Here is a 24,255-nt window from a genome sequence, read left to right as displayed (position 1 = left end):
TTGGCAGTCTGGCAGTGTCGCCGTGCGTCGCGCACGTACCCCGGGGCAGCATGGTGGGATGTCGCCTCCCCCGCTGCCGCCGGTGCCGTACCACGCGAGCGCGCTGCGTCCGTCCTGGCCGGCGTTGCCGGCGGCGCTGCGGTCCGCGGTCGCCGAACGGCTCGGCGCCGCGGTGGTCACCGCCCGGGTCGCGGACGCGGGCTTCACCCGGGGGTTCGCCGCCGTGCTCGACACCGCCGACGGTGGTCGGGCCTTCGTCAAGGCGGCACCCGCCGCCGAGCAACCGCATCTGGTCGACTGGTACGCCCGAGAGGCCGCGATCCTCGATCGGCTGCCGGCGGACCTGCCGGCGCCCCGCCCGCGATGGACCCTCTCCGCGGCCGGCTGGTTCGTGCTGTGCACCGACGCCGTCGACGGGCACACCCCACGCCTGCCCTGGGTGCCCGCCGAGTTGGACGCCACCCTCGCCGGGTACGCGCAGGTCGCCACCGCCCTGGCCGATCCGCCGGCCGAGCTGACCGCGCTCGGCCTGCCGCACCTGGCCGACCTGGCCCGGTCGGACATCCTCTGGTGGGAGGAGGTCGCCGCCGGCCGCGAACCGACCCCGCCGCTGCCCGCCCCGATGCGAGGCCGACTACCCGAGCTGGTGGAGTTGGAGTCCCTCCTCCCCCGGTACGCCGCCGGCACGACCGGCCTGATCCACGGCGACCTGCGGGTCGACAACGTGCTGATCGGCGCGGACGGCCGAGCCTGGTTCTGCGACTGGACCTGGGTCTGCACCGGGCCGGCCTGGTTCGACCTGGCCGGCCTGCTGCTCACCGCGTACGCCAGTGGACTGGACGGGGACCGGCTCTTCGCCGCGCACCCGGCCACCGTCGGTGCTCCCCCGGACGCGCTGGACGCGACCCTGGCCGCGCTGGCCGGCTACTACCTCACCGGCGCGGCGGCGGCACCGCCGACGGCCTCGCCGCACCTGCCCGCCCACCAGCGCTGGAGTGGCGAGCAGGCACTCGACTGGCTGGCCCACCGCCAGGGCTGGCAGTGACCGGGCTGGCTTGCGGTGGCCGGGCGTGACGTCTGAGGGCGTAAACTGGTGCCCGACGGGCCGGTTCCGTCGCGCGAAGGCCGAGCCGTTTTGGCTCGTCCCGGGCGACCTGGTAACCTGGCTCTTCGCGCAGCGATGACACGTGTTCGTCATCCCGCGCAATAAGCTGACCAACCCGAGCTATCAAGACGAGGCTGTCGCGTGGCGAACATCAAGTCCCAGATCAAGCGCAACCGGCAGAACGAGAAGGCCCGGCTGCGCAACAAGTCGGTCAAGTCGTCGCTGAAGACCGCCGTCCGGAAGTTCCACGAGGCTGCCGAGGCCGGTGACGTCGAGAAGGCGACCGCGCTCATGCTGGACGCCTCTCGCAAGCTGGACAAGGCCGTCAGCAAGGGCGTGATCCACTCCAACCAGGCCGCGAACCGCAAGTCCGCGATCGCAAAGCGCGTGGTGTCGCTCTCCGCCTGACGATTTCACCGTCAGACTGATTCGGAAAGCCCCGGGCCTAGGCCCGGGGCTTCCGTGTGTCCTGAGGCCGGCCGATCTGTACGCGGCCTCGTCCGGGTCGGCGCTCAGTCGGACGGGTTGGCACGCCGGGGAGGCGGCACCGGGTCGGCGGTGATCACGACGCCGGAAACGCTGTGCGAGACCCACTCCACCCGGGCTCGGCCGACCACCGGTTCCATCTGCCGGCGAAACCGATCCCGCTCCTGCTCGGGCACGAGCGCGGCGGACCGGACCACGACCGCGGCCACCATGTCGTTGAGCTTGACCATCGCCGCCACCACAATCGGCAGCACCAGCACCGCCCACCAGCTGACCAGCTCGGCCAGGGCGAGCAGCACCGCCAGCGCGATGGCGCCCTCGAAGAAGAGGAAGCACAGCACGCCGCCTGGGTTGACGAACCGCAGGCCGAGAAGTCGGGCGTAGAGCGGCCGGTAACGCTCCTCGTCCACTCCGATGGCGGCGGCCCACGCTGGGCGGTTCGCTCCCGTCACCTGGTGCTGCCCTGCCGGGCCGCCGCGACCGAGAAGACCGCACGCTCCAGGGCGTACGCCCGGTCGTCGGAGCCGCCCTTGACGGCCGCGTTGCACTCGGCGGCGACCTGCATGGCCCGGACCAGACCCTCCGGCGTCCAACCCCGCCCCTGCCGCTGCGCCCGCTCGATCTTCCAGGCGGGCATTCCGAGGCTGCTGGCGAGCTGGTACGGGCTGCCCCGCCCGGCCGAGGCCACCCGGGCCACCGTCCGCACCCCGTCGGCCAGCGCGTCGGCGATGGGCACCGGGTCGACCCCGACGTGCAGGGCCCAGCGCAGTGCCTCAAGCGCAGCCGGCACGTCGCCGACCATGGTGGCGTCCGCCACCGTGAAGCCGGTCACCTCAACCCGGCCCCGGTAGTAACGAGAGACCGTGTCGGCGCTGATCCGCCCGTCGGTGTCGGCGACCAGTTGGGAGCAGGCGGCAGCCAGCTCGCGCAGGTCGTTGCCGACCGCCGCGATGAGCGCCTCGGCAGCGTCGTCGGTGCATTTTCCGCCAGCCCGGCGGATCTCGTCGCGGACGAAGGCCACCCGGTCGCGGTGCCCCTTGAGCTTGGCGGCCGGGACCACTGTCGCGCCGGCCGCCCGCAGGCCGTCGGCGAACGCCTTGCCCTTTGCGCCGCCCAGGTGCAGCACCAGCAGTTGGACGTCCGGGTCGGGATTCTTCGCATACGCCAGCAGTGCGGCCACCAGGTCCTTGCGGGCGTCCTGGCCGGAACGCAGGATCAGCAACCGCCGCCCGCCGAACAGCGAGGGGCTGAGCATCTCGGCGATCTCGCCGACGGTGAGCTGACTGGCCTGGTATTCGCGGACGTCCACCTCGGGCTCGATGCTGCGGGCCTTCGCGACAGCTTCGGTGACCGCGCGCGTGGCGAGCAGTTCCTCGTCACCGAGGACGAGCAGAATGGGGGCGAGGCTGGCGGGGGTCACGCCGCCCATATTCGCACGGCCTGCGGCGGGATCGTGCCTGCTCATTCGCTACTTGGTCGGCGCAGCCCGCACTCAGTGCAAATCCAGACATACACCTCAATTATCCATCTAATCCGCAAGTCACCCGCGCTTCCTAATCCGCACCACTGCGTTCGCAATCCCCCCGACCCGCGCCGATCTTGCAGTTTCGGTTGCCGCTATGCCCCGAATGCACCCTATGCCGCGACAGTAAGTGCAAGATCGCGGAGAAGACGCAGCTTCGGGCTGTCCGCCCGAGGGTCAGGGCTGCCGGCCGGCGGGCACACCTCGTCGGGCTACCGCCAACCCGTCGACCGTTCGGATCGCCGCCACGTCGCCGTCCGTGTCGGTACGCAGCACTCGGGTGCCGGCCCTGCTCAGTCGGGCCAGCAGCCCTGGACTCGGGTGCCCGTAGGTGTTGCCCGCGCCCACCGGCACGAGCGCCACCGCCGGCCGCACCGCGTCGAGAAAACTCGGGTCTTGATACGCCGAACCGTGGTGGGCGATCTTCAACACGTCCGCCCGTAACTGGCCGGGTGCCGCCCGCGCCACCATCGCGTGCTGCTCCTCGGTCTCCGCGTCGCCAGGCAGCAGGATCCGCACCCCGGCCACCGTGGCACGCAGCACAAGCGAGTTGTTGTTCGGGTCGGACCTGGTCCCGGCCAGCGGGTACGGCGGGCCGATCACCAGCAGGTCGACCCCGCCCACGGGATGGCGAGCGCCGGCCACGGTGGTCAGCAGCGCGGCTCGCCCGCCGGTGGCCGCCGCCCAGACCAGGTCCCGGCCGCTCTCCGGGTCAGTCGACGACGGAATCAGCACGGCACCCACCCGCCTCCCCCGGAACACCCCGGCTACCCCGCCCACGTGGTCCGCGTGAAAGTGGCTGATCACCAATAGGGGCACTTCGCGTACGCCGAGCCGACGCAGGCAACCGTCCACCGCACCCGGCTCCGGCCCAGCGTCCACCACCACCGCCCGACCGGGGGCGACCGGGAGCACCAGGGCATCACCCTGGCCCACCGCACAGGCCACCACCACCCAACCGGCGGGCGGCCAACCGGCAGCGACCAGCCGCACCGGCAGCGCACCCAGCACGGCAGCGACGCCGACAACTGCCACCAGCCGGCGTACGAGTGGCCGGCGCACCGCGATCAACAGCGCAACGGTCAGCCCGGCGAGCAGCAGCGCCCCCAACACCCCGCTCGGCCAGGGCAGGTTGCCGGACGGCAGCCGAGCGCCCTGCCGCGCGACGACCACCAGCCACCAGGCCGGCCAGCTCGCCAGCCATGCGGCGAACTCGGCACCGGCCGGCCAGATCGGGGACACCACGGCCGCCAGCACGCCCAGCACGGTTGCTGGCGCGATCGCTGGCACCGCCAGCAGGTTGGCCGGCACCGCCACCAGGCTCACTGTGCCGGAGATCCCGGCGACGACCGGGCCGCAGGCAAGTTGAGCGGCCGCCGGCACGGCCAACGCCTCGGCCAGCCCAGGCGGGACACCCCGTCGGCGCAAACCGTCCCGCCAGCGCGGCGCGAGCAACAGCAGACCACCGGTGGCCAGCACGGAGAGCGCGAACCCGGGATCGCCGGCCAGCTCCGGGTCGACGAGCACCAGCACGGTCACGGCAGCGGCCAACGCGGGCAGCGCGGCCCGAGGACGACCGGCGGCGAGCGCCGCGAGCCCGATCGCTCCCATCGTGGCGGCCCGTACGACGCTCGGCGACGGGCGGACCAGAATGACGAACCCCACCAGCGCCACCCCGCACAGACCGGCGGCGAGCCACGGGCCGGCCCGTGACCACCGGGCCAGCAACAACACCGCACCCACCACGATCGCGACGTTGCTCCCGGAAACCGCGTTGAGATGAGTCATGCCGGTGGCCTGGAAGTCCTCCTCGACGGCGGGCGGCAGCCGACTGGTGTCGCCCACCACCAGACCGGGCAGCAGCCCGCCTGGGTCGTCGGGCAGCGGCGCGCAGGCGCGTTGCAGGCCGGCACGCAGCGTCCCGGCGGCGCGCTGCACCCAGGACGAGACGCCGTGCCGCACGGGTGGGCCGTTGGTGCTGAGCACCGCTGCGGTGAGGTCGCCGCCACGCGGAACGCCGAGCCGGCCGTCGGCGCTGAGGCGCTGCCCGGGCAGCAGGCCCCGCCAGGCCGGGTCGGTCGCCAGAACGAGCATCCGCACCGACGCGTGGATTCGTCGACCATCCGGGCCGGTGAGCCGGACCAGCTCGGTCGACACCAGCAGCATGCCCGGACGCCCGGCGCTCCGGATTGGGCGCGGATCGTCCCGGACGACCAGGTCGACGGTGACCGGGGCACGCTGCTCGGCCAGGGCACGGATCGGCGGCGCGTCGCGAACGGCGAGCCGGGCCGCAGTGGCCGCACCACCGCAGAGCACCCCGAGACCGACCGCCACGGCGACCCACCCGTAGCGCCGCACCACGGCTCGGGGGCGGCCGAGGCGACCGAACAGGTGCACAGCGCCAACCGCCGTCAGACCGGCCGCCACACCGGTCACCAGCAGGACGGATCGGCTGCCGAGGTGCAGCCCGGCGAGCGCGGTGAGCCAGGCTGCCACGGCGAGCCCAGCCAGTCGCAGATCCGGCGGCTCGGACTGAGCCCGGTCAGCCGGTGCTGGGCCAGCGGTGACGGCGTAGTCGCTCACACCGTCACCAGATCCTTGAGCTGCTCGTAACGGGCATCGCCGATCCCGTCGACCTGGCGCAGGTCGCCGACGGACTTGAACCCGCCGTGCTGATCCCGGTGGGTGAGGATCCGTTGGGCGAGCACCGGCCCCACCCCGGGCAGCGCGTCGAGCTGCGCCAGTGTCGCGGTGTTGAGATTCAACGGGCCGGCGGCGGGCGCCGCACCGCCCGCCGCAGGCCCGGCCGCGCCGCCCGGCACCGGCGGTGGCGTCACCCCGACCACGATCAGCTCGCCGTCGGTGACCTTGCGGGCGGGATTGAGCAACGCCACGTCGACCCCGGGCAGCGCGCCGCCGGCCGCCTGCACCGCGTCGGCGAGACGGGACCCGGCCGGCAGGCGTACCAAACCGGGTTTTCGGACCTTGCCCGCGATGGCCACCACCAGCTCCCCGGAGCCGGACGCGCCGGGGTCACCCGCCGGCGCGGCCGAAACGGTCTCGGCGACCAGCGGGGCGACCGGCTCCGAACGCGGCCGGGCCTGCCAGGCCCAACCGGCCGCGACCAACACCACCACCACGGCGACCACCGCCAACGCCCGCACACCCCGCCGCCCAGGGTCGAACGCCCCCGGGCCGGGCAACCGCGCCTCCGGCGGGGTCGCGAGGCCGCCCGACGCCGGCTCCGCGACCGGCGCGGCGGGCAGCACACCAACCGGGGGTACGCCCGCAACCAGCGCCTCGGGCCGGGGTGACGGCGGAACAACCGTTTCCGTCAGCCGGCGCAGACGCTGGCGTACCTCTGTCTCCTCGTCGTGCGACACACCGCGACGCTATGGCGGCGGCCGGGAACGGTGGGGGTGACGAAGTCGCCCTGTGGACAACCAGCGGCACTGTGGACAACGCCCTGATCATGCCGCGATCTGCTATGGGTACGTCAGGTCTACTGCCAGCAGTCAGCGAGGCCTCATGGCAGCAGAGCAGTTCTGCTGCCCAAAATTCCTGCCGGTCCATCGAGGCGTGCGCAGTAGAGTACCCCTCGTCGATCTTGAAAGGTTCGACCACGGAGGTGGCTTAGGTGGGGGCTCGACTACGGCAGATACACGTCGACGGGCACACCTATACGTGGCGCGCGGCGCTGCACAGCGTGCAGGTCAACGGTTTCCACCACCGGGCCGTCTACGTTCGCGCCTGGGGTGCCGCTGGCAAGAACGGCCAGAAACTCGAAGCGGATCTGCTGTCGGCCCCCGGGCCGTATGTTGTCGACGACGGCTACCCCACACCCGCAGACGTGCGGGAGGTCATCATCTGCGGCCTGCAGAACGGTTGGCAGCCAGAGCAGCGGGGCGGAACGTTCGTGCTGTCCGATCGCGAGCATGGGGCCAACTTCGCGGCGCCGGGGTTCCACCTGACTAATCCCGTCCACCCGGGCTAGAGCGCGGATTCCACCGCCCACGAGGCTCCGCAGCGAGGCTGACGGCCGGTGGGGCAACGCCCGACCGGCCGCCGGGCCCGCTACAGGTACGGTCGGGTGATGATCTCGATGGCGTGGCCCGCCGGGTCAAAGAAGTAGAAGCCCCGTCCACCGTGCTCGGTGTTGGTCTCCCCCTCGCGCTCCAGCTGCGGGTCGGCCCAGTACGTGATGCCCCGTTCCTCGACGAACGCCAGACAACGCGGGAACATCTCGTCGTCGACGAGGAACGCGTAGTGCTGCATCTGGATGTCCACCGGCGGCTCGGCGAACTGGAGCAGCACACCCTCGTCCAGCTGGACGTTGATGAACGGCCCCCACGACGGCGCCTCCGGCAGCTCGAACAGCTCCCGATAGAACGCGGCCGACGCGCTCTTGTCCTTCGCGGCGATGATGGTGTGGTTGAACGTGACAGTCATGCGTACCGTCTTCTTTCCGGTCGATCCGTTGACCCGACCGGAGGCCCGCAGCGTTCACCCAGCCACGCAGATGACAACAACCCCGAAGGCATTACCGCCCCGGATCCCGCCCGAGAGACGCGCGCATCGCGTCGATCTCGGCGTGGTGGCTGAAGTAGCCAGAACCTCCGGGGGGTAGGCCCATCTGGGGCGCGCACGGAGGCTAACACGGCGGCGCGGGCGGGATCATTCACGGTTTCTGGAACATGACCGAGGCGACTTCCGCCGTTAGCGCCAACGCCCAGTCAAGTTGCCGGCAGTCGTTGCGACCTCGGCACTCCAGGCACCCGCCCGCCCGCCACGGCCGGTCGAGCGCCCGAGTCCAGTGAGCATCCAGCACCCGCTTGGCCATGAACAGTTCGGTCGCCGTGGACACCGGTTCATCGATTGGCATGGCTGGCACCTTCCGCGCGACCCGAAGTGGCCCGCCCTGAGAGGCCGAACCCTTGCGGCGCGCTCCCTCAGGGCGGGCAGACCGGATACCTCAGGAGTGCTGAAGTCCAGGAGCACCCGACCACTGTCTCACTGTATCTACTGTCTCAGTGTAGTCAAGTTCTCACTATCTCCACTTTGCTGCGTTGTCACCTTGTCTCGATCACGTCTGGGCTGGAAACATGATCTCCGCTGAAGTCCAGGAGAGCCGCTCATGCCGACGAGACCACCGCACTACCGCCGCGTGGCGGATGACATCGAGCAGAAGATCCGCTCGGGCGAATACTCGCCTGGCCAACAATTGCCGTCGGTGTCCGAGATCGGCGAGCTTTACAACGTGGCACGCTCCACGGCCTATCGAGCCGTCAAAGAACTTCACGAGCGGGACCTGGTCTACGGCCAGCAGGGGCAAGGGGTCTTCGTCGCCGACAGCTAGGAAGCCCGAGCGCCCGGACGCACGGCGTGGGCGCCGCTCAGCTCTCCGATCGGCGGTGGACGACCACGCAGGCCAGGCCCGGCCCGGCGTGCGCGGCGACGACAGCACCCGCCTCGGAGACGTACGTGTCGTGCAGCCGGTCGCCGAACCGCTCGGTCAGCGCGGCGCGCAACGCCTCGGCCCGTTGCGGCGCGGCCAGGTGGTGTACCCCGAGATCCACGTCGTCGTCGCCGGCCGCCTCGGCGGCCAGGTCCACCAGCCGGGCCACGCCTCGGCTGGCGGTACGGACCTTCTCGCGCAGCACGATCGCCCCGTCCGGCATGTGCATGATCGGCTTGACGGATAGTGCGGTGCCGACCAGCGCCTCGGCCGCGTTGATCCGGCCGCCTCGGCGGAGGAACTCCAGCGTGTCGACGTAGAACCAGACGGTGGTGCGGGCGATGGCGGCGAGCGCCGCGTCGCGTACCCCGGCAAGGTCTGCGCCGGCCTCAGCGGCGGTGGCGGCGGCGATGGCCGGAAAGCCCAGCCCCATGCCCGCCGAGCGGCTGTCCACGACCTCCACTCGGCCGCCCAGGTCGGCGGCGGCCAGCCGGGCGGCGTCCACCGTGCCGGAGAGCGCCGCGGAGAGGTGCACCGAGACGATCCCGTCGGCGCCGGCGTCGAGCAGTTGCCGGTACGTCCGGGCGAACTGCTCGGGTGCCGGGCGGGAGGTGGTCGCCGTGACCCGGCGGGCGCTCAACGCCAGGGTCGCGTCGGCCGGCTGGGTCTCCACCCCCTCCAGCCCTTCCGCGCCGTTGAGCACAACGGTCAACGGCACGACGGTCAGCCGGTGCGCCTGCACCAGCTCGGGCGGAAGGTAGGCGGTGGAGTCGATGACAACCGCGACGGGCATGCCCGGCACGCTAGCCGATCGAGGCCGCGAACGACGAGGCGCGAGGGCTCAGACCGCGTCGGCGGCGACCGGAGCGGTGATCAGGCCGACGTTGTGCGCCCGCAACTGCCAACCCCGGACGTCCTGCGGACGCCCGATGGCCGGCGCGCGGTCGTCGTGCCGTAGCTCACTCCAGTGGCAGTTGGCCAACGAGCCGATGGAGCGCAGCACGGCAGTGTCCCAGCCGAGCAGATGACCCATGCCCTGCCGGGAGCCGCCACCGTGGGTGGCGATCACCACGGTGCCGCCCGGTGCCGCCTCGGCCGCCTCCCGCAGCGCGAGGCCAACCCGCTCGCCGAGGTCGTGCAGAGGCTCCAGATCCGCGCCCGGGTCCGGGTCGCCGGCCCGCCAGCGCGCGTACTCCTCGGGGAAGCGTTCGGCGACCTCGGTGAGGTGCAGACCCTGCCACTGGCCGAAGTGCCGCTCGCGCAGCCGGGGGTCGGTGCGTACCGGTAGACCCGTCAGCGCGGCGAGCGCGGCGGCGGTGTCGGCGGCACGACTGAGGTCGCTGGCCACGATGGCGTCGGGCCGCAGCCCCGCGAGCAGCGGGGCGGCGGCGCGGGCCTGGTCACGGCCAAGCTCGTTGAGGGGTACGTCGGTCTGCCCCTGAACGCGGTTGGCGGCGTTCCAGTCGGTGTTGCCGTGCCGCCAGACGATCAGCCGGGTCATTCGGCGGCGGCGGACCCGCTGGCGTCGGCCTCGACCAGGTCGCGATCGACGAACGGAATGGTGGGGCAGTCCTTCCAGAGGCGGTCGAGCCCGTAGAACTCGCGCTCCTCGGTGTGCTGGACGTGCACCACGATGTCGACGTAGTCGAGCAGCACCCAGCGGCCACCGCGCTCGCCCTCGCGCCGGATCGGCTTGGCCTTCTCCGGCAGCTCCAGCAGGGTCTCCTCGATGGCGTCGACGATGGCCTGCACCTGACGCTCGCTGGGTGCCGCGGCGAGCACGAACGCGTCGGTGATGGCGAGCTGGTCGCCGACGTCGATGATCGCGATGTCCTGCGCCTTCTTGTCGGCGGCGGCCTGGGCGGCCGCGATAGCCAGCTCGTGAGCGCGTTCGGAAACTGTCACCGTTCTCCTTCGATCAAGCGTGCGATCCTCCAAGCGTCTCATACCCGGCCGCACCCCGATCGGTCAGTTCTGGTCGGTTAAAGGCATGAACCAGGGCATACCGGGTGCGCTCAGCGCTGATAGAGGCTCCGCTTGGCGATGTACTGCACCACACCGTCGGGCACCAGATACCAGACCGGCTCGCCTCGGGCGACCCGAGCACGACAGTCGGTCGACGAAATGGACATCGCGGGCACCTGGATCAGGCTGACCGTGTCCGCCGGGAGGTGCTTGTCGGTCAGCGGGAAGCCGGGCCGGGTCACGCCGACGAAGTGGGCCAGCTCGAAGATCTCTTCCAGGTCCTTCCAGGACAGGATGCGTTGCAGAGCGTCCGCGCCGGTGATGAAGAACAGCTGCACCTTTGGGCCGTACTCGGCCTGAAGGTCACGAAGGGTGTCGACCGTGTAGGTCGGCCCACTGCGGTCGATATCGACCCGGCTGACCTGAAAGCGAGGGTTGGAGGCGGTGGCGATCACGGTCATCAGGTACCGGTCCTCGGCGGGGCTGACCGGCTCGTCGGCCTTCTGCCACGGCTGCCCGGTGGGGACGAAGACCACCTCGTCCAGGCCGAACCGGTCCGCCACCTCGCTGGCCGCGACGAGGTGCCCGTGGTGAATCGGGTCGAAGGTGCCACCCATGATCCCGATCCGCCGGATATCTTCCTCCACCCAATGATCGTAGGCCGAGCGTCATTTCCGACCATCCCGGCCTAGCAAGCCGCCGTAGGCAGGGGTGGCAGCCAGGCTGACCGTGGGCGTATATTCGTCTACGAGTAACCGTCGACGAGCGAAGGGATTCACCGTGCCGAAGCGGCGCAAGGTCGGCAACCTGCTGGCGCTGGCCGTGCTGTCCGCTCTGGCCCAGCGGCCGATGCACCCGTACGAGATCGCCACCACACTGCGCGCCTGGGGCAAGGACCAGGACATGGAGTTCAAGTGGGGGTCCTTCTACACGGTGATCGGCAACCTGGACAAACACCACTTGATCGAGGCGGTGGAGAGCAGGCGCGAGGGCCGACGCCCGGAACGCACCGTCTACCGCATCACCGACGCGGGGCGGGCGGAGCTGGTCGACTGGGCCCGCGAGCTGGTCGCCACCCCGATGCCGGAGCATCCCCGCTTCCGGGCCGGGCTGTCCGTGCTCGCGGCACTGCATCCCGACGAGGCCACCGACCTGCTGCGGCAACGGCTCGACCTGCTGCAGGACGCGATCCGCCAGGACCGCGAGACGCTCGACGCGCACCTGCGGGAGATTCCGCGGCTGTTCCTGGTGGAGTCGGAGTACGACCTCGCCATGCGCAACGCGGAGGCAGCCTGGCTGCGGGCGCTGCTCGCGGAGCTGACCTCGGGGAGCTACCCCGGGCTGGACACCTGGCGGGCCTACCACGAGACCGGCGAGATGCCGACCGAGCTGACCGAGAAGGCCGGAGACAGCCGGAGCGTGGACACCATCGAATGAAGATCGGCCCCGACAAGGTGCGCCAACACCTCGCCGGGGCCCTTACCCCGAACCGACGCCTGGGAAGGCACCCGGCCCGAAGCGGCAACCACGAGGATAACCGGGCTCCCTCCCAGGTCCGTGCGTCCGCGCGCCAACGCGGCAGCGCACCAACGACCACACCCAGGGAGAGAGCATGACCACGGTACGAACCGCGATCGTCATCGGCGGCGGCATCGCCGGGCCGGTGACAGCGCTCGCGCTGCGCCGCGCCGGCATCACCGCAACCGTCTACGAGGCGTACCCCACGACGGCCAACGGCATCGGCGGCACCCTCGCCCTCGCGCCCAACGGCGTGGCGGCGCTGCGCACGGTCGACGTCCACGAGGCGGTGACGGCGATCGCGACTCCGATCGAACGCAGCGCCCTGGCCATCGGCCGTCGCCGCATCAGCATGCCCACGCTGGCCGGGGTGCCGCCGCTGCGCGTGGTGCATCGCGCCGAGCTGTACCGGGTGCTGCACGACCAGGCGACCGCCGAGGGCGTGCTGTTCGCGTACGGCAAGCGACTGCTCGACGCCGCGCAGACCGGCGACGGCGTGACCGCCCACTTCGAGGACGGCAGCACCGCGACCGCCGACATCCTCGTCGGCGCGGACGGCATCCGCTCCACGGTCCGGGGCCTCATCGACCCGGCCGCGCCCGGCCCCCGGTTCACCGGGCTGCTCGGCTTCGAGGCAGTCGCCCGGCACGAGGTGGACGCCGAGCCGGGCACGATGACGTTCGCGTTCGGGCGACGCGGCTACTACCTGTACTGGCCGGAGCCCGGCGGCGGCACCCGGTGGGGGGCCAACCTGCCGCAGCAGCGGCCGATGAGCCTCGTCGAGGCCCGCGCGGTGCCGGCGGAGCAGTGGCTGGACACGCTGCGCACCACGTACGGCGACGACGACCCGGGCCGGGAGTTGATCGCGACCAGCAGCGCCGACGAACTCCAGGTGGTCGGGTCGTTGCAGATCATGCCGCCCGTACCGCACTGGCACCGAGGTCGCATGGTGTTGGTCGGCGACGCGGCGCACGCGCCGTCGAACAGTTCGGGGCAGGGCGCCTCACTGGCGATCGAGAGCGCGGTGCAGCTCGCCCGCTGCCTGCGTGACCTGCCGGACGTCGAGGCGGCGTTCTCCGCGTACGTGCGGCTGCGTCGTACCCGCGTGGAGAAGGTCGCCGCCCGCGCGGCCCGGATCAACCATGCGAAGGCCCCCGGGGCGGTCGCCCGGACATTGATGCCGTTGCTGATGCCGCTGATGGCGCGCACGGTGCTGGACCCGGAGAAGACCGTCGCCGACGAGCAGCGCTACGTCATCGACTGGGACGCGCCGGTCACGGCGGAGCCCGCCCTGCGCTGAGCTGTGGGCGCGGGGCGGCAGGTTGGCCGCCCCGCGCCAGCCAGCGTTCAGGCCGAGGCGGCGGCCACCGCCGTCCGGGCGAGAAGCGCGCGACGCAGGTCGTCGTCGGCGTCGGTCACCACCCGGCGCAGGCCGGGCGTCAGGTCATCGCGGGCCAACAGCGCCGCGGCCGCCTCTCGGGTCGGCTGCGCCACGGCGTAGCGAGGGAACGCCAGGGCCGCCACCCGATCGGCCGTCCACGGGGTACGCCGTTGCGCGGCGGCCGGCATCTCCGCGAAGTACCGATCGACGTACGCGCTGGTCAGCTCGGCCTGTTCGGGTTGCCAGAACCCCTCGGCGGTCGCCTCCAGCAGCCGACTCGACAGCTCGGCGTCCTGCACGATGATCTCCCAGGCTGCCTGCTTCGCTGCCGGGTCGGGCAGGGCGGCCCGGCAGCGCGCGGCCCGTTCCGCGCCGGTGGAGCTGTTGTCGGCGGCGGCCTCGATGGCGATCTCCGCCTCGCCGGCGGCACCCAGCACCACAAGTCGGCGCAGCACCGCCCAGCGCAGCTCCGCGTCGACCTGCAGACCGACCGGCACGTCCCGGCCGGCAAGCCAGCCGACGAGCAGGTCCGCGTCGGTGGTCGCGGTGATCCAGCCCCGTGCGGCGGCGAGCTGCAACGACTCCCCGGCCGGCGCCCCGTCGAGCAGTTGTCGGCACGCCCCGGCGATCCGGGCCAGCGCCGCAGACCGGGTCAGCGGGTCGAGGTAGCGGTCGACAAGTGACCGGCTGAGGGTGAGCACGTCCTCCGCGATGATCACCTCGGTCTCGGCGGGCAGCGCGGCGACCATCAGGTCGACCAGGCCGGTTACCGGCCGCTCCCCGTCGGTCGCCGCGTCGAGCGCCTCACTCCAGAGCACCGCCCGCGCCAGCGGATCGGTCAGACCGGGCAGCACCAGCGCGACGGCGTCCGCCGACGCCGGATCGAGTCGCACCTTCGCGAAGGTGAGGTCACCGTCGTTGAGCAGCAGCAGCCGGGCCGCCGGCTCGCCGGTCAGCGCGCCGAGCACGGTCCGGCCTCCGTCGGCGCGCGGGTCGATGTCCACCTCGTCGCGCCGCACGGTGCCGTCCGCCGAGTAGCGGCCCACGCCGATCCGGTGCGGGCGCAGCACCGGGTGAGACTCCGGCGCGGTCTGCACCACGGCCACCTCGTGGTAGCGGCCGTCGGCGTCCACGGTGACCTCGGCACGCAACGTGTTGACCTGCGGCCGGCGCAGCCACAGCTCGGCCCATTCGGAGAGGTCCCGTCCGCTGCTGGTGGAGAGGCTGGCCAGTAGGTCGGCGAGGGTGGCGTTGCCGAAACGGTGCGCGGCGAAGTGCGCGTTCAGACCGGCGAGGAACGCCTCGTCGCCGAGCCACGCGACCAGCTGCCGCAGCACGCTGGCCCCCTTGGCGTACGAGATGCCGTCGAAGTTGAGCAGGCCCTGCTCGGCGTCGGCCACCTCCTGCGGGGCGATCGGGTGAGTGGAGGGACGCTGGTCGGCGGCGTACCCCCAGGCCTTGCGGCGCATGGCGAAGGTCGTCCACGCCTGGTCGAAGCGGGTCGCCTCGGCGCTGACCCGGGTGCCCAGATATTCGGCGAAGGACTCGTTCAGCCACAGGTCGTCCCACCAGCGCATGGTGACCAGGTCGCCGAACCACATGTGGGCCATCTCGTGGGCGATGGTGCCGGCCCGCTGCTCGCGCTGGGTGTCGGTGACCGCCGATCGGAACACGTAGTCGTCGCGGAAGGTGACCAGGCCGGGATTTTCCATCGCGCCGCCGTTGAACTCGGGCACGAACGCCTGGTCGTACTTGCCGAACGGATAGCGCTCGGTGAAGAGCTGGTGGAACCGGTCCAGGCACTGCCGGGTGATGGTGAAGATCTCCTCGGCGTCGGCGTCCAGGTGCTCGGCGAGCGACCGGCGGCAGTAGATGCCCAGCGGCACACCGTCGTGCTCGGCCCGCCGGACGTGGTACGGCCCAGCGATCAGCGAGAAGAAGTACGTGGCCAGGGGTGCGCTCGGTGCGAACTCCCAGCGCCCGGGGGCCGGGTTGGCCGTCACCTCGGCGTTGCCGGCGACGATCCACTCCGGTGGGGCCGTGACCGAGAGGGTGAACGGGGCCTTGAGGTCGGGTTGGTCGAAGGCGGCGAAGATGCGCTGCACGTTGTCGAGGAAGGACTCGGCGTAGAGGTAGGTCTCGCCGTCGGCCGGGTCGACGAAGCGGTGCATCCCCTCCCCCGTCCTGGAGTACGCCATCTCCGCCTCGACGATTAGCGTGTTCTCCCCGGCGAGGTCGTCGAGCGGCAGCCGGTTGTCGGTGAGCAGGTCGGGGTCGAGATCGCGGTCGTTGAGGCGTACACCGAGCAGTTTGGCGGGCTTGACCTCGGCGAAGGTCGCGGCGCCGGCGGTGGCTCGGAACCGGATCTCGACGCGGGAGCGGAACAGCTCGGCGTCACCGGTCAGGTCGAGGTCCACCTGATAAGACTCGACAGTAATCGCCGCGCCACGCGCGGTCGCCTCTACACGGGTCAGGCTCGGCATCCGCTTATCCTGCCCGATGGGGATCGGCACCCGGTCACCACATGACCCTCGGCACTGGAGGAAAGAACCATGGCGCAACACCCCAAGGGCGACTTCGACCTCTCTCGGGCGGTCTGGCAGCGGGCCGAAGGGGACACCTCCGACAGTGCCGTTGAGGTCGCCTTCGTCGACGACCTGATCGGGATGCGCAACTCGGCCGAGCCGGAAGGGCCGGTGTTGGTCTTCACCCAGGCCGAGTGGGACGCGTTCGTGGCCGGCGCGCAGGACGGCGAGTTCGACCTGGACTGATCGTGCCCGCCGACTCGTCGGTGGTGGATGGCCGTGCCGGTGCCCGTGGTCAGGGTGCCGGCACAGCCACGGGGGCGGGGTCGCCGACGCGCTCCCGGCTCGACCAACTCCGGCCGGTGGTCAGCCATCGCCGGGGCCGTCGCCGTTGCCCCAGCCGAGGCCACCGGGCCCCGGGGCATGGTGAAAGCCGGGATGGTCGGCCACGTCGACGCAACGCTCCCCGTCCGGGCCGAGCGCACCGCAGAACAGCCGCTCGGCCCGCTGCCAGGCGTCCGCCGGGGACAGGGCCGCCGCCCCGAGCGCCACCTCCGAGCGGAGCAGGCTCAGCGCCTCCGCGTACGCCACGGCCAGCTCGCGCGCCTCGGCCGTGCCCGGCGCGGTGAAGCCCAGGTGCACGGTGAAGAACCGGTGTGGACGGGTGGGCCGCCGTGGCGGCCCGATCAGGGACCGCCCGTCGCGGCCTCCACCCAGTGCCCCGGCCGCTCGCCGCTGCCGCCAGTGCGGCGATCTGTTGTCGCGCATCCGCCCTCCCCGTGGTTGTCCCACCAGCAGCAAACCAGGTTCCGCCGCCCCTGGGAGGGGCCAGCCGGCGCGGGGGATTCAGCGGCGGCCACGGGGGTAGACGCAGCCGGCCGGCGGCGACCGGCCCGCCCCGCGCGTGAGGAGCACTCGATGGCGAGGATGCCGGCCGACCGCAGCCCGGACAGCACCCTCGCGCTGCTCCGCGCCAGCTACCGGTCCACCGGCGAGCGCGGCGAGCGGTACGGCGGCGACGTCCTGCGGGCGGCACGGCGGGTCGACGCTGCACCGTCCCGCCTGCCGATGACGTACGTGTTGCCGCTGCACTGGCACACCGACCTGGGCCTGACCGAGCTGACCGACTATCTGCGCTGGCTGGCCGACCGGGTCGACGTGCTCGTGGTCGACGGCTCACCTCCGGACCGCTTCGCTCGGCACGCCGAGGCCTGGCGAGGGTTGGTCCGGCACCTCCCACCCGACCCCGCCGAGCGCGGCCTCAACGGCAAGGTGCTCGGCGTACGCACCGGCGTCCGCGCGGCCGGCCACGAGCAGGTGCTGATCGCCGACGACGACGTCCGGTACGACGAAGTCGCGCTGACCGCCATGCACCGACTGCTGGCCCGGGTCGATCTCGTACGACCGCAGAACTACTTCGACCCGCTGCCCTGGCACGCCTGGTGGGACACCGGCCGTACGCTGCTCAACCGGGCGCTCGGGGATGATTACCCGGGCACCCTCGCCGTGCGGCGCAGCACCTTCCTCGCCATGGGCGGGTACGACCCGGATGTGCTCTTCGAGAACCTGGAGCTGATCCGCACCGTGCGCGGGTACGGCGGTGTCGAGGCCAAGCCGGGCTGGCTGTACGTCCGCCGGCTGCCCCCGCCTGCCGCGCACTTTCGTGGTCAACGAGTCCGCCAGGCGTACGACGATCTGGCCCAGCCGGCTCGCCTGCTGACCGCGCTCGCGGTCCTGCCGGGGCTGGCGGCGGCGCTCGCGGCCCGCCGGCCCGGGCTGCTGCTCGGCGCGGCGGCCGGAGTCGTCGCCCTGGCCGAGGCCGGTCGCCGCCGTGCCGGCGGCGGGAGGGTCTTTCCGCCGAGCGCCACGCTGGCCGCCCCGCTCTGGCTGCTGGAACGTGGCGCGTGCAGCTGGCTGGCGCTCGGCCAGCGCCTCGTCCTCGGCGGCGTCCGCTACAGAGACACCCGAATCCGCCGAGCCGCGACCCACACCCCGCAGACCCGCGCGATCTTGCACTTTGTGTTGGGACAGAACACCCCAGAGGGGACAAAAACCCAACCATAAGTGCAAGATCGGCGGGGGAATGCGACAGCTCGCGGGCACCGGGTGGTGGCCGCGAGCTGTCATTGCTGTTGGGGTGGTCGGGTGCGGTTAGGAGTTGACCTGGTGCCTTGCCTGCTGGGCCTGGTCCTTGACGTCGTGCGCGGCGGACTTCGTGTCGTCCCGGACCGCGTGCACGGCGTCCTGAGCGGTGGCCTTCACCGACTCGGCGGCGCGCTGGGCCGGCTCGCGCAGCTCGCTCGCCACCTCGCCCAGCTTCTCCTTCACCGCCCCGCTGTGCTCGCTGACCTTGGCCTTCACCTGGGTAGCCGCCTGCTGCTCGCGGCGGGAGGCCGGGATCAGCGACGAGGCCAGCCAGCCGACCCCGAACGCGATGAGGCCGGCGGCGAGAGGGTTGCCCTGGGACTTCTGCCGGATCACCCGCGGCGCACTGTGCGCGGCGTCGCTGACCGTGGTCGCCGCCGAGTGCGCCGCGTCGCTGACGCTGGAGGCCGCCGACGAGGCACGGTCGCCCACCGAGTGGGCGGCCTGGCCAGTGCCGTGGCCGAGGTCAGATGCGGTTCCCATGACCTTGTTCCTCACATTCTGCAGAGCGGAACGGGCCCGCTGCTTGCGGTCGTCCACGATGCGGCTGGGGCTGACCTTGTACGCCAGCGCGTCCACGTCGGAGCTGAGGCTGTTACGGGTCGCTTCGATCTCCCGGCGGATCTGATCGGGATCGGTGCTCATCGGGTGACTCCCTCCGGGTGCGGTTTGAGCGCGTCGGGAATCCGCTGCACGCTGTCGTTGGTCTGCTTCAGCCCACGTACCTGCTGGGCGTTCTTCTTGGCCATGGAATAGAAGGCTGCGGCGATCGCGGCCCAGATGATGGCCACGATCAGCGCGGCCAGGCCGGAGTCCATGACGTTGTCCAGGAACTGCCACACGGCGATGGACACGAAGAGCGCGACCATGTAGCCGCCGAAGCCGGCACCGCCGAAGAGGCCCGCCGCCTTGCCGGCCTTCTTGCCCTCCTGGCGGATCTCGGCCTTGGCCAGCTCGACCTCCTGCCGCATCAGCGTCGACAGGTCGGTGGTGACCTGCCGCATCAGGTCACCCAGCGAGCTGCCCTTCACCTCGGCCGCGCTGTGCGGGGCACCCGCGTCGGGGTGGTAACCGGAGTCCAGGCCGGACCCCTGCGTCGGCATGCTCATGCCTTCGCCTCCCTTCGGATGACTCGGCGGCTCACGGGCGAGGGCTGCCGCTGGACGGCACGCCCGGCAGCGGGTCGGTCTGGGTCACCGGCGGCAGCGGCTGACCGGTGCCGGAGTGCTCGGCGTAGTCGCCCCGGCTGGGCTCGGTGTAGTCGCCCCGGCTGGGCTCGGCGTGACCGCCGGGTGCCGGATCGGCGTAACCGCCGGAGGTCGGCGGTGTGTGCGTGCCGGGGGTCGGGTCGAGGTAGCCGCCCGGCGGGACGGCGTCCGGCACCGCGCGGGGCGCCGGCGGCGGCGTCGGGATCACGGCGGTCTGCTCCGGGTCGTACGCCCCGGCGCCCCGATAGGTCGAGGAACCGTTGCCGGAGCCGTCACCAGCGGCGGAGATGCCACGGGTCAGCCGGCCGGCCAGCACGCCGAGGACCGCCGCGCCGACCAGGAAGGTGCCCGGACTGCGGCGGGCGTAGTCGCGTACCTCGGTGAGCAGGTCACCGGGCTCGCGCGCCTCAAGCCAACCGGCGACGCCGTGCACCCGGTCGGCGGCCTGGCGGGCCAGCTCGGTCACCGGGCCGGCCTGGCCACCCTGCTCGGCCATCGAGCGCATCTCGTCGGCCAGCGAACGCAGCCCGCCGGCCGCCCGGCGCTGCTGCTCACCAGTCTGGCTGGCCAGCTGGCTGCGCGCCTCGCCGTACAGGTTGCGGGCCTGCCGGGCCGCCTCGCGGCCGACCTCGGTGCCCTGTTCCTTGGCGGTCTGGGCGACCGCGCCGCCAGCCTGTGCGGCCTCCGAGCCGACCTGGCGGGCCTGGTCGCGGACGCCACCGCCGTTTGTCGACTGCTGCCCGTACGTGGAAGGCGTCGGTGAAAGATCGTAGGTCATGATTTCCCTTCCGCTCAGAAAATCGTCGCGGTTGTGTCGGGGGGATGCGGTCGCGTTTCCGCAGCCGCTGACCATTCACCTACCCTGCGTTTCGGCATCCATACCTCTTCGTGTATTTCTCTGCGCCGCCGGCCGGATGGTCTTCAAAATGGAGGATCGTCGGGCTGCGTCACGTCGCCGCTGCGGACAGTGAGGTTCGCGAAGGCTGGCAGATCCACGAAGGGGGCAGCGATGGCACGAGACGCACGGGGCGGCCGAGCGGCCGGCCACCGACCCCGGGTACAGGTGGCCGCGCTGGTCGTGGCCGGGGTCTTCCTGCTGATCGGCGTGCTCGGCTTCATTCCCGGCATCACCACCGACTACGGCGAGCTGAGGTTCGGCGGGCACCACTCGGGCGCCCACCTGCTCGGGCTGTTCCAGGTGTCGATCCTGCACAACGCGGTGCACCTGCTCTTCGGGCTGGCCGGTCTGGTGCTGGCCCGCAGGGTCTCCGGCGCCCGCGTGTTCCTGGCCGCCGGCGGCGCGATCTACCTCGCGCTCTGGATCTACGGCCTGGTGATCGAGGGGTTGAGCCCGGAGGGCGGGGCGAACATCCTGCCGGTCAACGACGCCGACAACTGGCTGCACCTCGCGCTCGGCTTCGGGATGATCGCGCTCGGGCTGCTGCTGTCGAGCCAGGCGGGCACCGGCGGACGCCTGGACAGCCCGGCCGACCGGCACTGACCTGGGTTTCTTGGTCACCCGCTACACGGTGGCGCGGCAGCGGCGACGCCGGCCGTCAGGCCGCGACCGGCAGCCGCTTGGCGAAACAGACGCTGTACGGGTTACCCACGTACTCGCCGTAGACCGGGATCCGCTCGTAGCCACACGAGGTGTACAACGCGATCGCGGCCGGCAGGTAGGTGCCCGTCTCCAGGCAGACCACCGACTGCCCCTGCCGGAACGCGCACTCCTCCAGCGCGGCGAGCAACTGACGGGCGATGCCCCGCCCCCGGTACGCGGGCCGGACGTACATCCGCTTGACCTCGCCAGTCTCGGCATCGATGGCCTGGAGCCCACCGCAGGCGACCGCCCGACCGTTGACCACCACCGCCAGGTAGCGCACGTCGTCATGGGGGACGTAGACCTGCCCATCCAACCCACCGTCGGCCTCGCGCAGCTCACGCTGCTGCGCGATGACCATGGCGGCAATCTCCGGATCGATGGCAGGCCGGGCTTCGATCAACATCACCCCACGCTAGGAGGCGTGGATTTCGCGAAGGTTTCCGGAATTCAACCCGATCACGGAGCGCAACGAACTACTCGGCGTCATCTTCGTCGTCGATGTCGTCGTCGAGGTCGTCGGACGCGTCCGCACCCAGGTGGTCCGCCGACCGCACCCGGCGAGCCTTCCGGGCCGCCAGCCGATCCGCGGCGGAGGCCCGGTTCGACTTCTCCTCCAGGCGGACGTCGGTGCCCCGGTTGCCGGGGACGAACTCCACGCCGGCGAAGAGTGTCGGCTGCCAGTCGAACTCGCGGGCACCGATCCGAACCAGGTCACCGGGCTGCGCGCCGGCCTTGGCCAGCTTGGCCTCCACCCCGAGTCGGGCCAGCCGGTCGGCCAGGTAGCCGACCGCCTCGTCGTTGTCGAAGTTGGTCTGCTTGACCCAGCGCTCCGGCCGGATACCGCGAACGGTGAACGAGCCGTCCGTCTCGGCCGTGATGGTGAAACCGTCGTCGTCCACGGCCATCGGGCGGATCACGATCCGGGTCGGCTCGGCGGGCGGGGCGGCCTTACGCTCCGCGTCGACCAACTCGGCCATCGCGTAGGTCAGCTCCTTGAGCCCTTCCCGGGTGGCCGCGGAGACCTCGAAGACCCGGTAGCCGCGCTCCTCCAGGTCGGGGCGCACGATCTCGGCGAGGTCCCGGCCGTCCGGCACGTCGACCTTGTTGACGGCGACCAGCCGTGGACGGTCGGTCAGGCCGCCGTACTGGCTCAGCTCGGCCTCGATGGCGTCGATGTCGGCCACCGGGTCACGGCCGGGCTCCAGGGTCGCGGAGTCGATGACGTGCACCAGCACGGAGCAGCGCTCGATGTGCCGCAGGAACTCCAGGCCCAGCCCCTTGCCGGTGGCCGCGCCGGGGATCAGGCCCGGCACGTCGGCGACGGTGAAGGTGTGGTTGTCCATCCGGACCACGCCGAGGTTGGGCACCAGCGTGGTGAACGGGTAGTCCGCGATCTTCGGCTTCGCGGCGGAGATCACCGAGATCAGCGACGACTTGCCGGCCGACGGAAAGCCCACCAGGCCCACATCGGCGACGCTCTTCAGCTCCAGCACGATGTCCAGTTGGTCGCCGGGCTCCCCCAGCTCGGCGAAGCCGGGTGCCTTGCGCTTGGCATTGGCCAGGGACGCGTTGCCACGCCCGCCACGCCCGCCGCGGGCGACCTCGAAGGTGGTGCCGGCACCGACCATGTCGGCCAGCACGGTGCCGTCGGTGGTCTGCACCACGGTGCCGTTGGGCACCTTGAGTAGCAGGTTCTGGCCGTTGGCCCCGTCCCGGTTCGACCCGGCGCCGCCCTTGCCGCTGTCGGCCTTGACGTGCGGGTGGAAGTGGAAGTCGAGCAGCGTGGTGACCTGCGGGTCGACCACCAGCGACACACTGCCGCCGTGCCCACCGTTGCCGCCGTCCGGCCCGCCGAAGGGCTTGAACTTCTCGCGGTGGATCGAGGCACAACCATGCCCGCCATCGCCGGACTGCAGGTGCAGCACGACCCGGTCAACGAACGTTGCCACGGCGTCAATCCTTCCAGCGAGGTCCGACCCCGCACTTCGAAAAAAGCTAAGCGGGCCGGGACCCGGAGGTCCGCGGCCCGCTTAGCCCGAGAACTACTGTTGCGGAACGATGCTGACGGTCTTGCGACCGCGCTTGGTGCCGAACAGGACCGAACCGGCGGACAGCGCGAACAGCGTGTCGTCGCCGCCACGGCCGACCAGGTCACCGGGGTGGAACTTGGTGCCACGCTGCCGGATGATGATCTCACCGGCGCTGACGACCTGACCACCGAAGCGCTTCACGCCGAGTCGCTGGGCCGCAGAATCACGACCGTTACGCGAGCTGGACGCACCCTTTTTGTGAGCCATGAGAGGACGACCTACTTCCCGCTGGAGATGCCGGTCACCTTGACCTGGGTCAACGGCTGGCGGTGACCCTGGCGCTTGTGGTAGCCAGTCTTGTTCTTGAACTTGTGGATCCGGATCTTCGGGCCCTTGGTGTGCGCGGCGATTTCGCCGGACACCGCGACCTCGGCAAGCTTTGCCGCGTCGGTCACCAGGTCGTCACCGTCGACGAGGAGCACCGCGGTGAGCTTCACCGCGTCACCGGGGGCACCGGTGAGCTTCTCGACCTCGATCACGTCGCCCTCGGCGACCTTGTACTGCTTGCCGCCGGTCTTGACGATCGCGTACATCGGAGGCGGACTCCCTGTCGTTGAGGCTGCTGGCGGTTGTCCCCGCGGCGGCTCGCCGGGTAGCAGTGCACGGCGGCGCGGGCACACGGGAACTCGGCACACCAAAAGTGCGCCGCAGGCAAGAGTACGCCATTGCCGGCCCGGATCCCAAACCGGCCCGCCCTGGTCAGCGGGCGCAGAGCTGGTCGAGGCGCTGCTGGAGCCGGTCGAGTTCGGTCTCGTCGATCGACTCGACATCCGCTCCGAGTGCGGAGACCTCGGTGCCGATATCGGTGAGCAGGGTCTTGAGCTGCGGATCGGCGGTCCGCTCCGACTGCTCCCGCAGCGCGGTCCGCCAGTCGATCAGCGCCACCTCAGCCCGCCCCCGGGCGGCCTCGGCCGGGCGGCTGTCCCCGGCACCCACCGCCGCGATCATCTGGCCCAACTCCGCCACGTACGTCCGGACGGCGGTGGCGCTGGCCTCCTGCGCGGCGCGACACACCTGGGTGGTGTTGCCGCCCGCCACACCACCGCTTGTCAACAGGCCGGTCGGCCCGGGGGAAGCGCCACCGCCCGCCGAGCCAGAGCCCTCGGTGGCCCCGCCAATGGGCCGATCGGTGGAACAGCCGGCCACGCTGGAGAGCACGGTGACCAGCGCGGTGACGGCGAACAGACGGCGCATCTTCTTCTCCTGACCCGGGACGACCGTTCCTGGACCGGGTGGCCACAACGACGAGGTC

At 71.5% G+C, this 24,255-nt stretch carries 29 protein-coding genes; 9 read left to right on the top strand and 20 right to left on the bottom strand.

All coding sequences use genetic code 11. The annotated features are described in order from the left end of the window. The first annotated feature begins 58 nt into the window (after positions 1-58). On the top strand, positions 59-1,045 hold the full coding sequence (locus IF46_RS0129980) for a phosphotransferase (RefSeq protein ID WP_036393723.1): 987 nt from the start codon (positions 59-61) through the stop codon (positions 1,043-1,045). Between the two features lie 201 nt (positions 1,046-1,246). Continuing rightward, the gene (gene rpsT, locus IF46_RS0129975) at positions 1,247-1,513 is read left to right on the top strand and encodes a 30S ribosomal protein S20 (RefSeq protein ID WP_030491765.1); all 267 of its coding nucleotides are present in this window, start codon (positions 1,247-1,249) and stop codon (positions 1,511-1,513) included. Between the two features lie 104 nt (positions 1,514-1,617). Here rpsT and IF46_RS0129970 read toward each other — a convergent pair whose 3' ends face one another. The 4 genes from IF46_RS0129970 to IF46_RS0129955 all read right to left on the bottom strand — a co-directional run bounded on the left by IF46_RS0129970 (position 1,618) and on the right by IF46_RS0129955 (position 6,496). Further along, positions 1,618-2,043 (bottom strand): hypothetical protein, encoded by a 426-nt coding sequence (locus tag IF46_RS0129970; protein WP_036393720.1) that lies wholly within the window; start codon positions 2,041-2,043, stop codon positions 1,618-1,620. Next, positions 2,040-3,020 carry a DNA polymerase III subunit delta gene (holA, locus tag IF46_RS0129965; RefSeq protein WP_030491763.1) on the bottom strand — a complete coding sequence of 327 codons (981 nt, stop codon included), beginning with the start codon at positions 3,018-3,020 and terminating at the stop codon, positions 2,040-2,042. Before holA ends, IF46_RS0129970 begins: the two co-directional genes overlap by 4 nt. Before the next feature lie 270 nt (positions 3,021-3,290). Next, positions 3,291-5,696 (bottom strand): ComEC/Rec2 family competence protein, encoded by a 2,406-nt coding sequence (locus tag IF46_RS0129960; RefSeq protein ID WP_030491762.1) that lies wholly within the window; start codon positions 5,694-5,696, stop codon positions 3,291-3,293. Next, complete coding sequence (locus tag IF46_RS0129955; protein ID WP_030491761.1) at positions 5,693-6,496, bottom strand: ComEA family DNA-binding protein; 804 nt, start codon at positions 6,494-6,496, stop codon at positions 5,693-5,695. The genes IF46_RS0129960 and IF46_RS0129955 overlap by 4 nt, the downstream gene beginning before the upstream one ends. Before the next feature lie 254 nt (positions 6,497-6,750). Here IF46_RS0129955 and IF46_RS0129950 point away from each other — a divergent pair, with 254 nt between their 5' ends. Beyond that, a complete protein-coding gene (locus IF46_RS0129950; protein ID WP_051724270.1) occupies positions 6,751-7,107 on the top strand; it encodes a hypothetical protein in 357 nt (118 codons plus the stop codon). A gap of 80 nt (positions 7,108-7,187) precedes the next feature. Here the strand turns inward: IF46_RS0129950 and IF46_RS0129945 are convergent, their stop codons facing one another. Together IF46_RS0129945 and IF46_RS0129940 are read right to left on the bottom strand one after the other, a co-directional pair. Then, positions 7,188-7,562, bottom strand: coding sequence for a VOC family protein (locus IF46_RS0129945; RefSeq protein WP_030491759.1), 375 nt, complete (start codon positions 7,560-7,562; stop codon positions 7,188-7,190). Between the two features lie 229 nt (positions 7,563-7,791). Next, complete coding sequence (locus IF46_RS0129940; RefSeq protein WP_157563661.1) at positions 7,792-7,995, bottom strand: hypothetical protein; 204 nt, start codon at positions 7,993-7,995, stop codon at positions 7,792-7,794. A 252-nt stretch (positions 7,996-8,247) separates the two neighbouring features. Between IF46_RS0129940 and IF46_RS0129935 the strand changes: the two genes are divergently transcribed. Further along, positions 8,248-8,469 (top strand): GntR family transcriptional regulator, encoded by a 222-nt coding sequence (locus IF46_RS0129935; RefSeq protein ID WP_030491757.1) that lies wholly within the window; start codon positions 8,248-8,250, stop codon positions 8,467-8,469. Positions 8,470-8,506: 37 nt separating this feature from the next. Here IF46_RS0129935 and IF46_RS0129930 read toward each other — a convergent pair whose 3' ends face one another. The 4 genes from IF46_RS0129930 to nadD form a co-directional block, all read right to left on the bottom strand. Continuing rightward, entirely contained in the window at positions 8,507-9,361 is an 855-nt protein-coding gene (locus tag IF46_RS0129930) for a DegV family protein (RefSeq protein ID WP_030491756.1), read from the bottom strand. A gap of 48 nt (positions 9,362-9,409) precedes the next feature. After that, positions 9,410-10,069 carry a histidine phosphatase family protein gene (locus tag IF46_RS0129925; RefSeq protein ID WP_030491755.1) on the bottom strand — a complete coding sequence of 220 codons (660 nt, stop codon included), beginning with the start codon at positions 10,067-10,069 and terminating at the stop codon, positions 9,410-9,412. Further along, positions 10,066-10,473, bottom strand: a complete 408-nt coding sequence (gene rsfS, locus IF46_RS0129920; RefSeq protein ID WP_030491754.1) for a ribosome silencing factor — start codon at positions 10,471-10,473, stop codon at positions 10,066-10,068. The genes IF46_RS0129925 and rsfS overlap by 4 nt, the downstream gene beginning before the upstream one ends. A gap of 110 nt (positions 10,474-10,583) precedes the next feature. Beyond that, positions 10,584-11,180, bottom strand: a complete 597-nt coding sequence (nadD, locus tag IF46_RS0129915) for a nicotinate-nucleotide adenylyltransferase (protein ID WP_030491753.1) — start codon at positions 11,178-11,180, stop codon at positions 10,584-10,586. 133 nt (positions 11,181-11,313) lie between these two features. On the opposite strand from nadD, the gene IF46_RS0129910 reads away from it, so the two are divergent. Next, the gene (locus IF46_RS0129910) at positions 11,314-11,970 is read left to right on the top strand and encodes a PadR family transcriptional regulator (protein WP_030491752.1); all 657 of its coding nucleotides are present in this window, start codon (positions 11,314-11,316) and stop codon (positions 11,968-11,970) included. Between the two features lie 175 nt (positions 11,971-12,145). Beyond that, positions 12,146-13,351, top strand: coding sequence for an FAD-dependent monooxygenase (locus tag IF46_RS0129905; RefSeq protein ID WP_030491751.1), 1,206 nt, complete (start codon positions 12,146-12,148; stop codon positions 13,349-13,351). Between the two features lie 47 nt (positions 13,352-13,398). Here IF46_RS0129905 and pepN read toward each other — a convergent pair whose 3' ends face one another. Next, positions 13,399-15,915 (bottom strand): aminopeptidase N, encoded by a 2,517-nt coding sequence (gene pepN / locus IF46_RS0129900; RefSeq protein WP_030491750.1) that lies wholly within the window; start codon positions 15,913-15,915, stop codon positions 13,399-13,401. A 69-nt stretch (positions 15,916-15,984) separates the two neighbouring features. Here pepN and IF46_RS0129895 point away from each other — a divergent pair, with 69 nt between their 5' ends. Then, positions 15,985-16,203, top strand: a complete 219-nt coding sequence (locus tag IF46_RS0129895; protein ID WP_030491749.1) for a DUF397 domain-containing protein — start codon at positions 15,985-15,987, stop codon at positions 16,201-16,203. 120 nt (positions 16,204-16,323) lie between these two features. On the opposite strand, the gene IF46_RS0129890 is transcribed toward IF46_RS0129895, so the two are convergent. Continuing rightward, positions 16,324-16,725: a hypothetical protein gene (locus IF46_RS0129890; RefSeq protein WP_030491748.1), complete on the bottom strand. Its 402-nt coding sequence runs from the start codon at positions 16,723-16,725 to the stop codon at positions 16,324-16,326. Between the two features lie 150 nt (positions 16,726-16,875). On the opposite strand from IF46_RS0129890, the gene IF46_RS0129885 reads away from it, so the two are divergent. Next, positions 16,876-18,021, top strand: coding sequence for a glycosyltransferase (locus IF46_RS0129885; protein WP_232234215.1), 1,146 nt, complete (start codon positions 16,876-16,878; stop codon positions 18,019-18,021). Positions 18,022-18,108: 87 nt separating this feature from the next. Here the strand turns inward: IF46_RS0129885 and IF46_RS0129880 are convergent, their stop codons facing one another. Genes IF46_RS0129880 through IF46_RS0129870 form a run of 3 tightly spaced genes read right to left on the bottom strand, consistent with a single transcriptional unit; the run spans position 18,109 to position 20,088 of the window. Continuing rightward, positions 18,109-18,747 (bottom strand): DUF3618 domain-containing protein, encoded by a 639-nt coding sequence (locus tag IF46_RS0129880; protein ID WP_030491746.1) that lies wholly within the window; start codon positions 18,745-18,747, stop codon positions 18,109-18,111. Beyond that, positions 18,744-19,211 carry a phage holin family protein gene (locus IF46_RS0129875; protein WP_030491745.1) on the bottom strand — a complete coding sequence of 156 codons (468 nt, stop codon included), beginning with the start codon at positions 19,209-19,211 and terminating at the stop codon, positions 18,744-18,746. The genes IF46_RS0129880 and IF46_RS0129875 overlap by 4 nt, the downstream gene beginning before the upstream one ends. Before the next feature lie 31 nt (positions 19,212-19,242). After that, positions 19,243-20,088, bottom strand: a complete 846-nt coding sequence (locus IF46_RS0129870; RefSeq protein ID WP_030491744.1) for a hypothetical protein — start codon at positions 20,086-20,088, stop codon at positions 19,243-19,245. A 231-nt stretch (positions 20,089-20,319) separates the two neighbouring features. Here IF46_RS0129870 and IF46_RS0129865 point away from each other — a divergent pair, with 231 nt between their 5' ends. Next, positions 20,320-20,811 (top strand): DUF4383 domain-containing protein, encoded by a 492-nt coding sequence (locus IF46_RS0129865; RefSeq protein WP_030491743.1) that lies wholly within the window; start codon positions 20,320-20,322, stop codon positions 20,809-20,811. A gap of 55 nt (positions 20,812-20,866) precedes the next feature. On the opposite strand, the gene IF46_RS0129860 is transcribed toward IF46_RS0129865, so the two are convergent. The 5 genes from IF46_RS0129860 to IF46_RS0129840 all read right to left on the bottom strand — a co-directional run bounded on the left by IF46_RS0129860 (position 20,867) and on the right by IF46_RS0129840 (position 24,197). Beyond that, the gene (locus tag IF46_RS0129860) at positions 20,867-21,316 is read right to left on the bottom strand and encodes a GNAT family N-acetyltransferase (protein WP_030491742.1); all 450 of its coding nucleotides are present in this window, start codon (positions 21,314-21,316) and stop codon (positions 20,867-20,869) included. A 70-nt stretch (positions 21,317-21,386) separates the two neighbouring features. Next, positions 21,387-22,862 carry a GTPase ObgE gene (gene obgE, locus IF46_RS0129855; protein ID WP_030491741.1) on the bottom strand — a complete coding sequence of 492 codons (1,476 nt, stop codon included), beginning with the start codon at positions 22,860-22,862 and terminating at the stop codon, positions 21,387-21,389. Positions 22,863-22,955: 93 nt separating this feature from the next. Next, positions 22,956-23,210 carry a 50S ribosomal protein L27 gene (gene rpmA, locus IF46_RS0129850; protein ID WP_030491740.1) on the bottom strand — a complete coding sequence of 85 codons (255 nt, stop codon included), beginning with the start codon at positions 23,208-23,210 and terminating at the stop codon, positions 22,956-22,958. A gap of 11 nt (positions 23,211-23,221) precedes the next feature. Further along, positions 23,222-23,536 (bottom strand): 50S ribosomal protein L21, encoded by a 315-nt coding sequence (gene rplU, locus IF46_RS0129845; RefSeq protein WP_007464063.1) that lies wholly within the window; start codon positions 23,534-23,536, stop codon positions 23,222-23,224. Positions 23,537-23,702: 166 nt separating this feature from the next. Further along, positions 23,703-24,197, bottom strand: coding sequence for a hypothetical protein (locus IF46_RS0129840; RefSeq protein ID WP_030491739.1), 495 nt, complete (start codon positions 24,195-24,197; stop codon positions 23,703-23,705). Between the last annotated feature and the right edge of the window lie 58 nt (positions 24,198-24,255).

It is taken from the genome of Micromonospora chokoriensis (assembly GCF_000718555.1).
In the GTDB taxonomy this organism is placed as follows: domain Bacteria; phylum Actinomycetota; class Actinomycetes; order Mycobacteriales; family Micromonosporaceae; genus Micromonospora; species Micromonospora chokoriensis_B.
The sequence above is the reverse complement of the archived record's forward strand: the minus strand, read 5'-3'. Positions and strand labels throughout refer to the sequence as shown.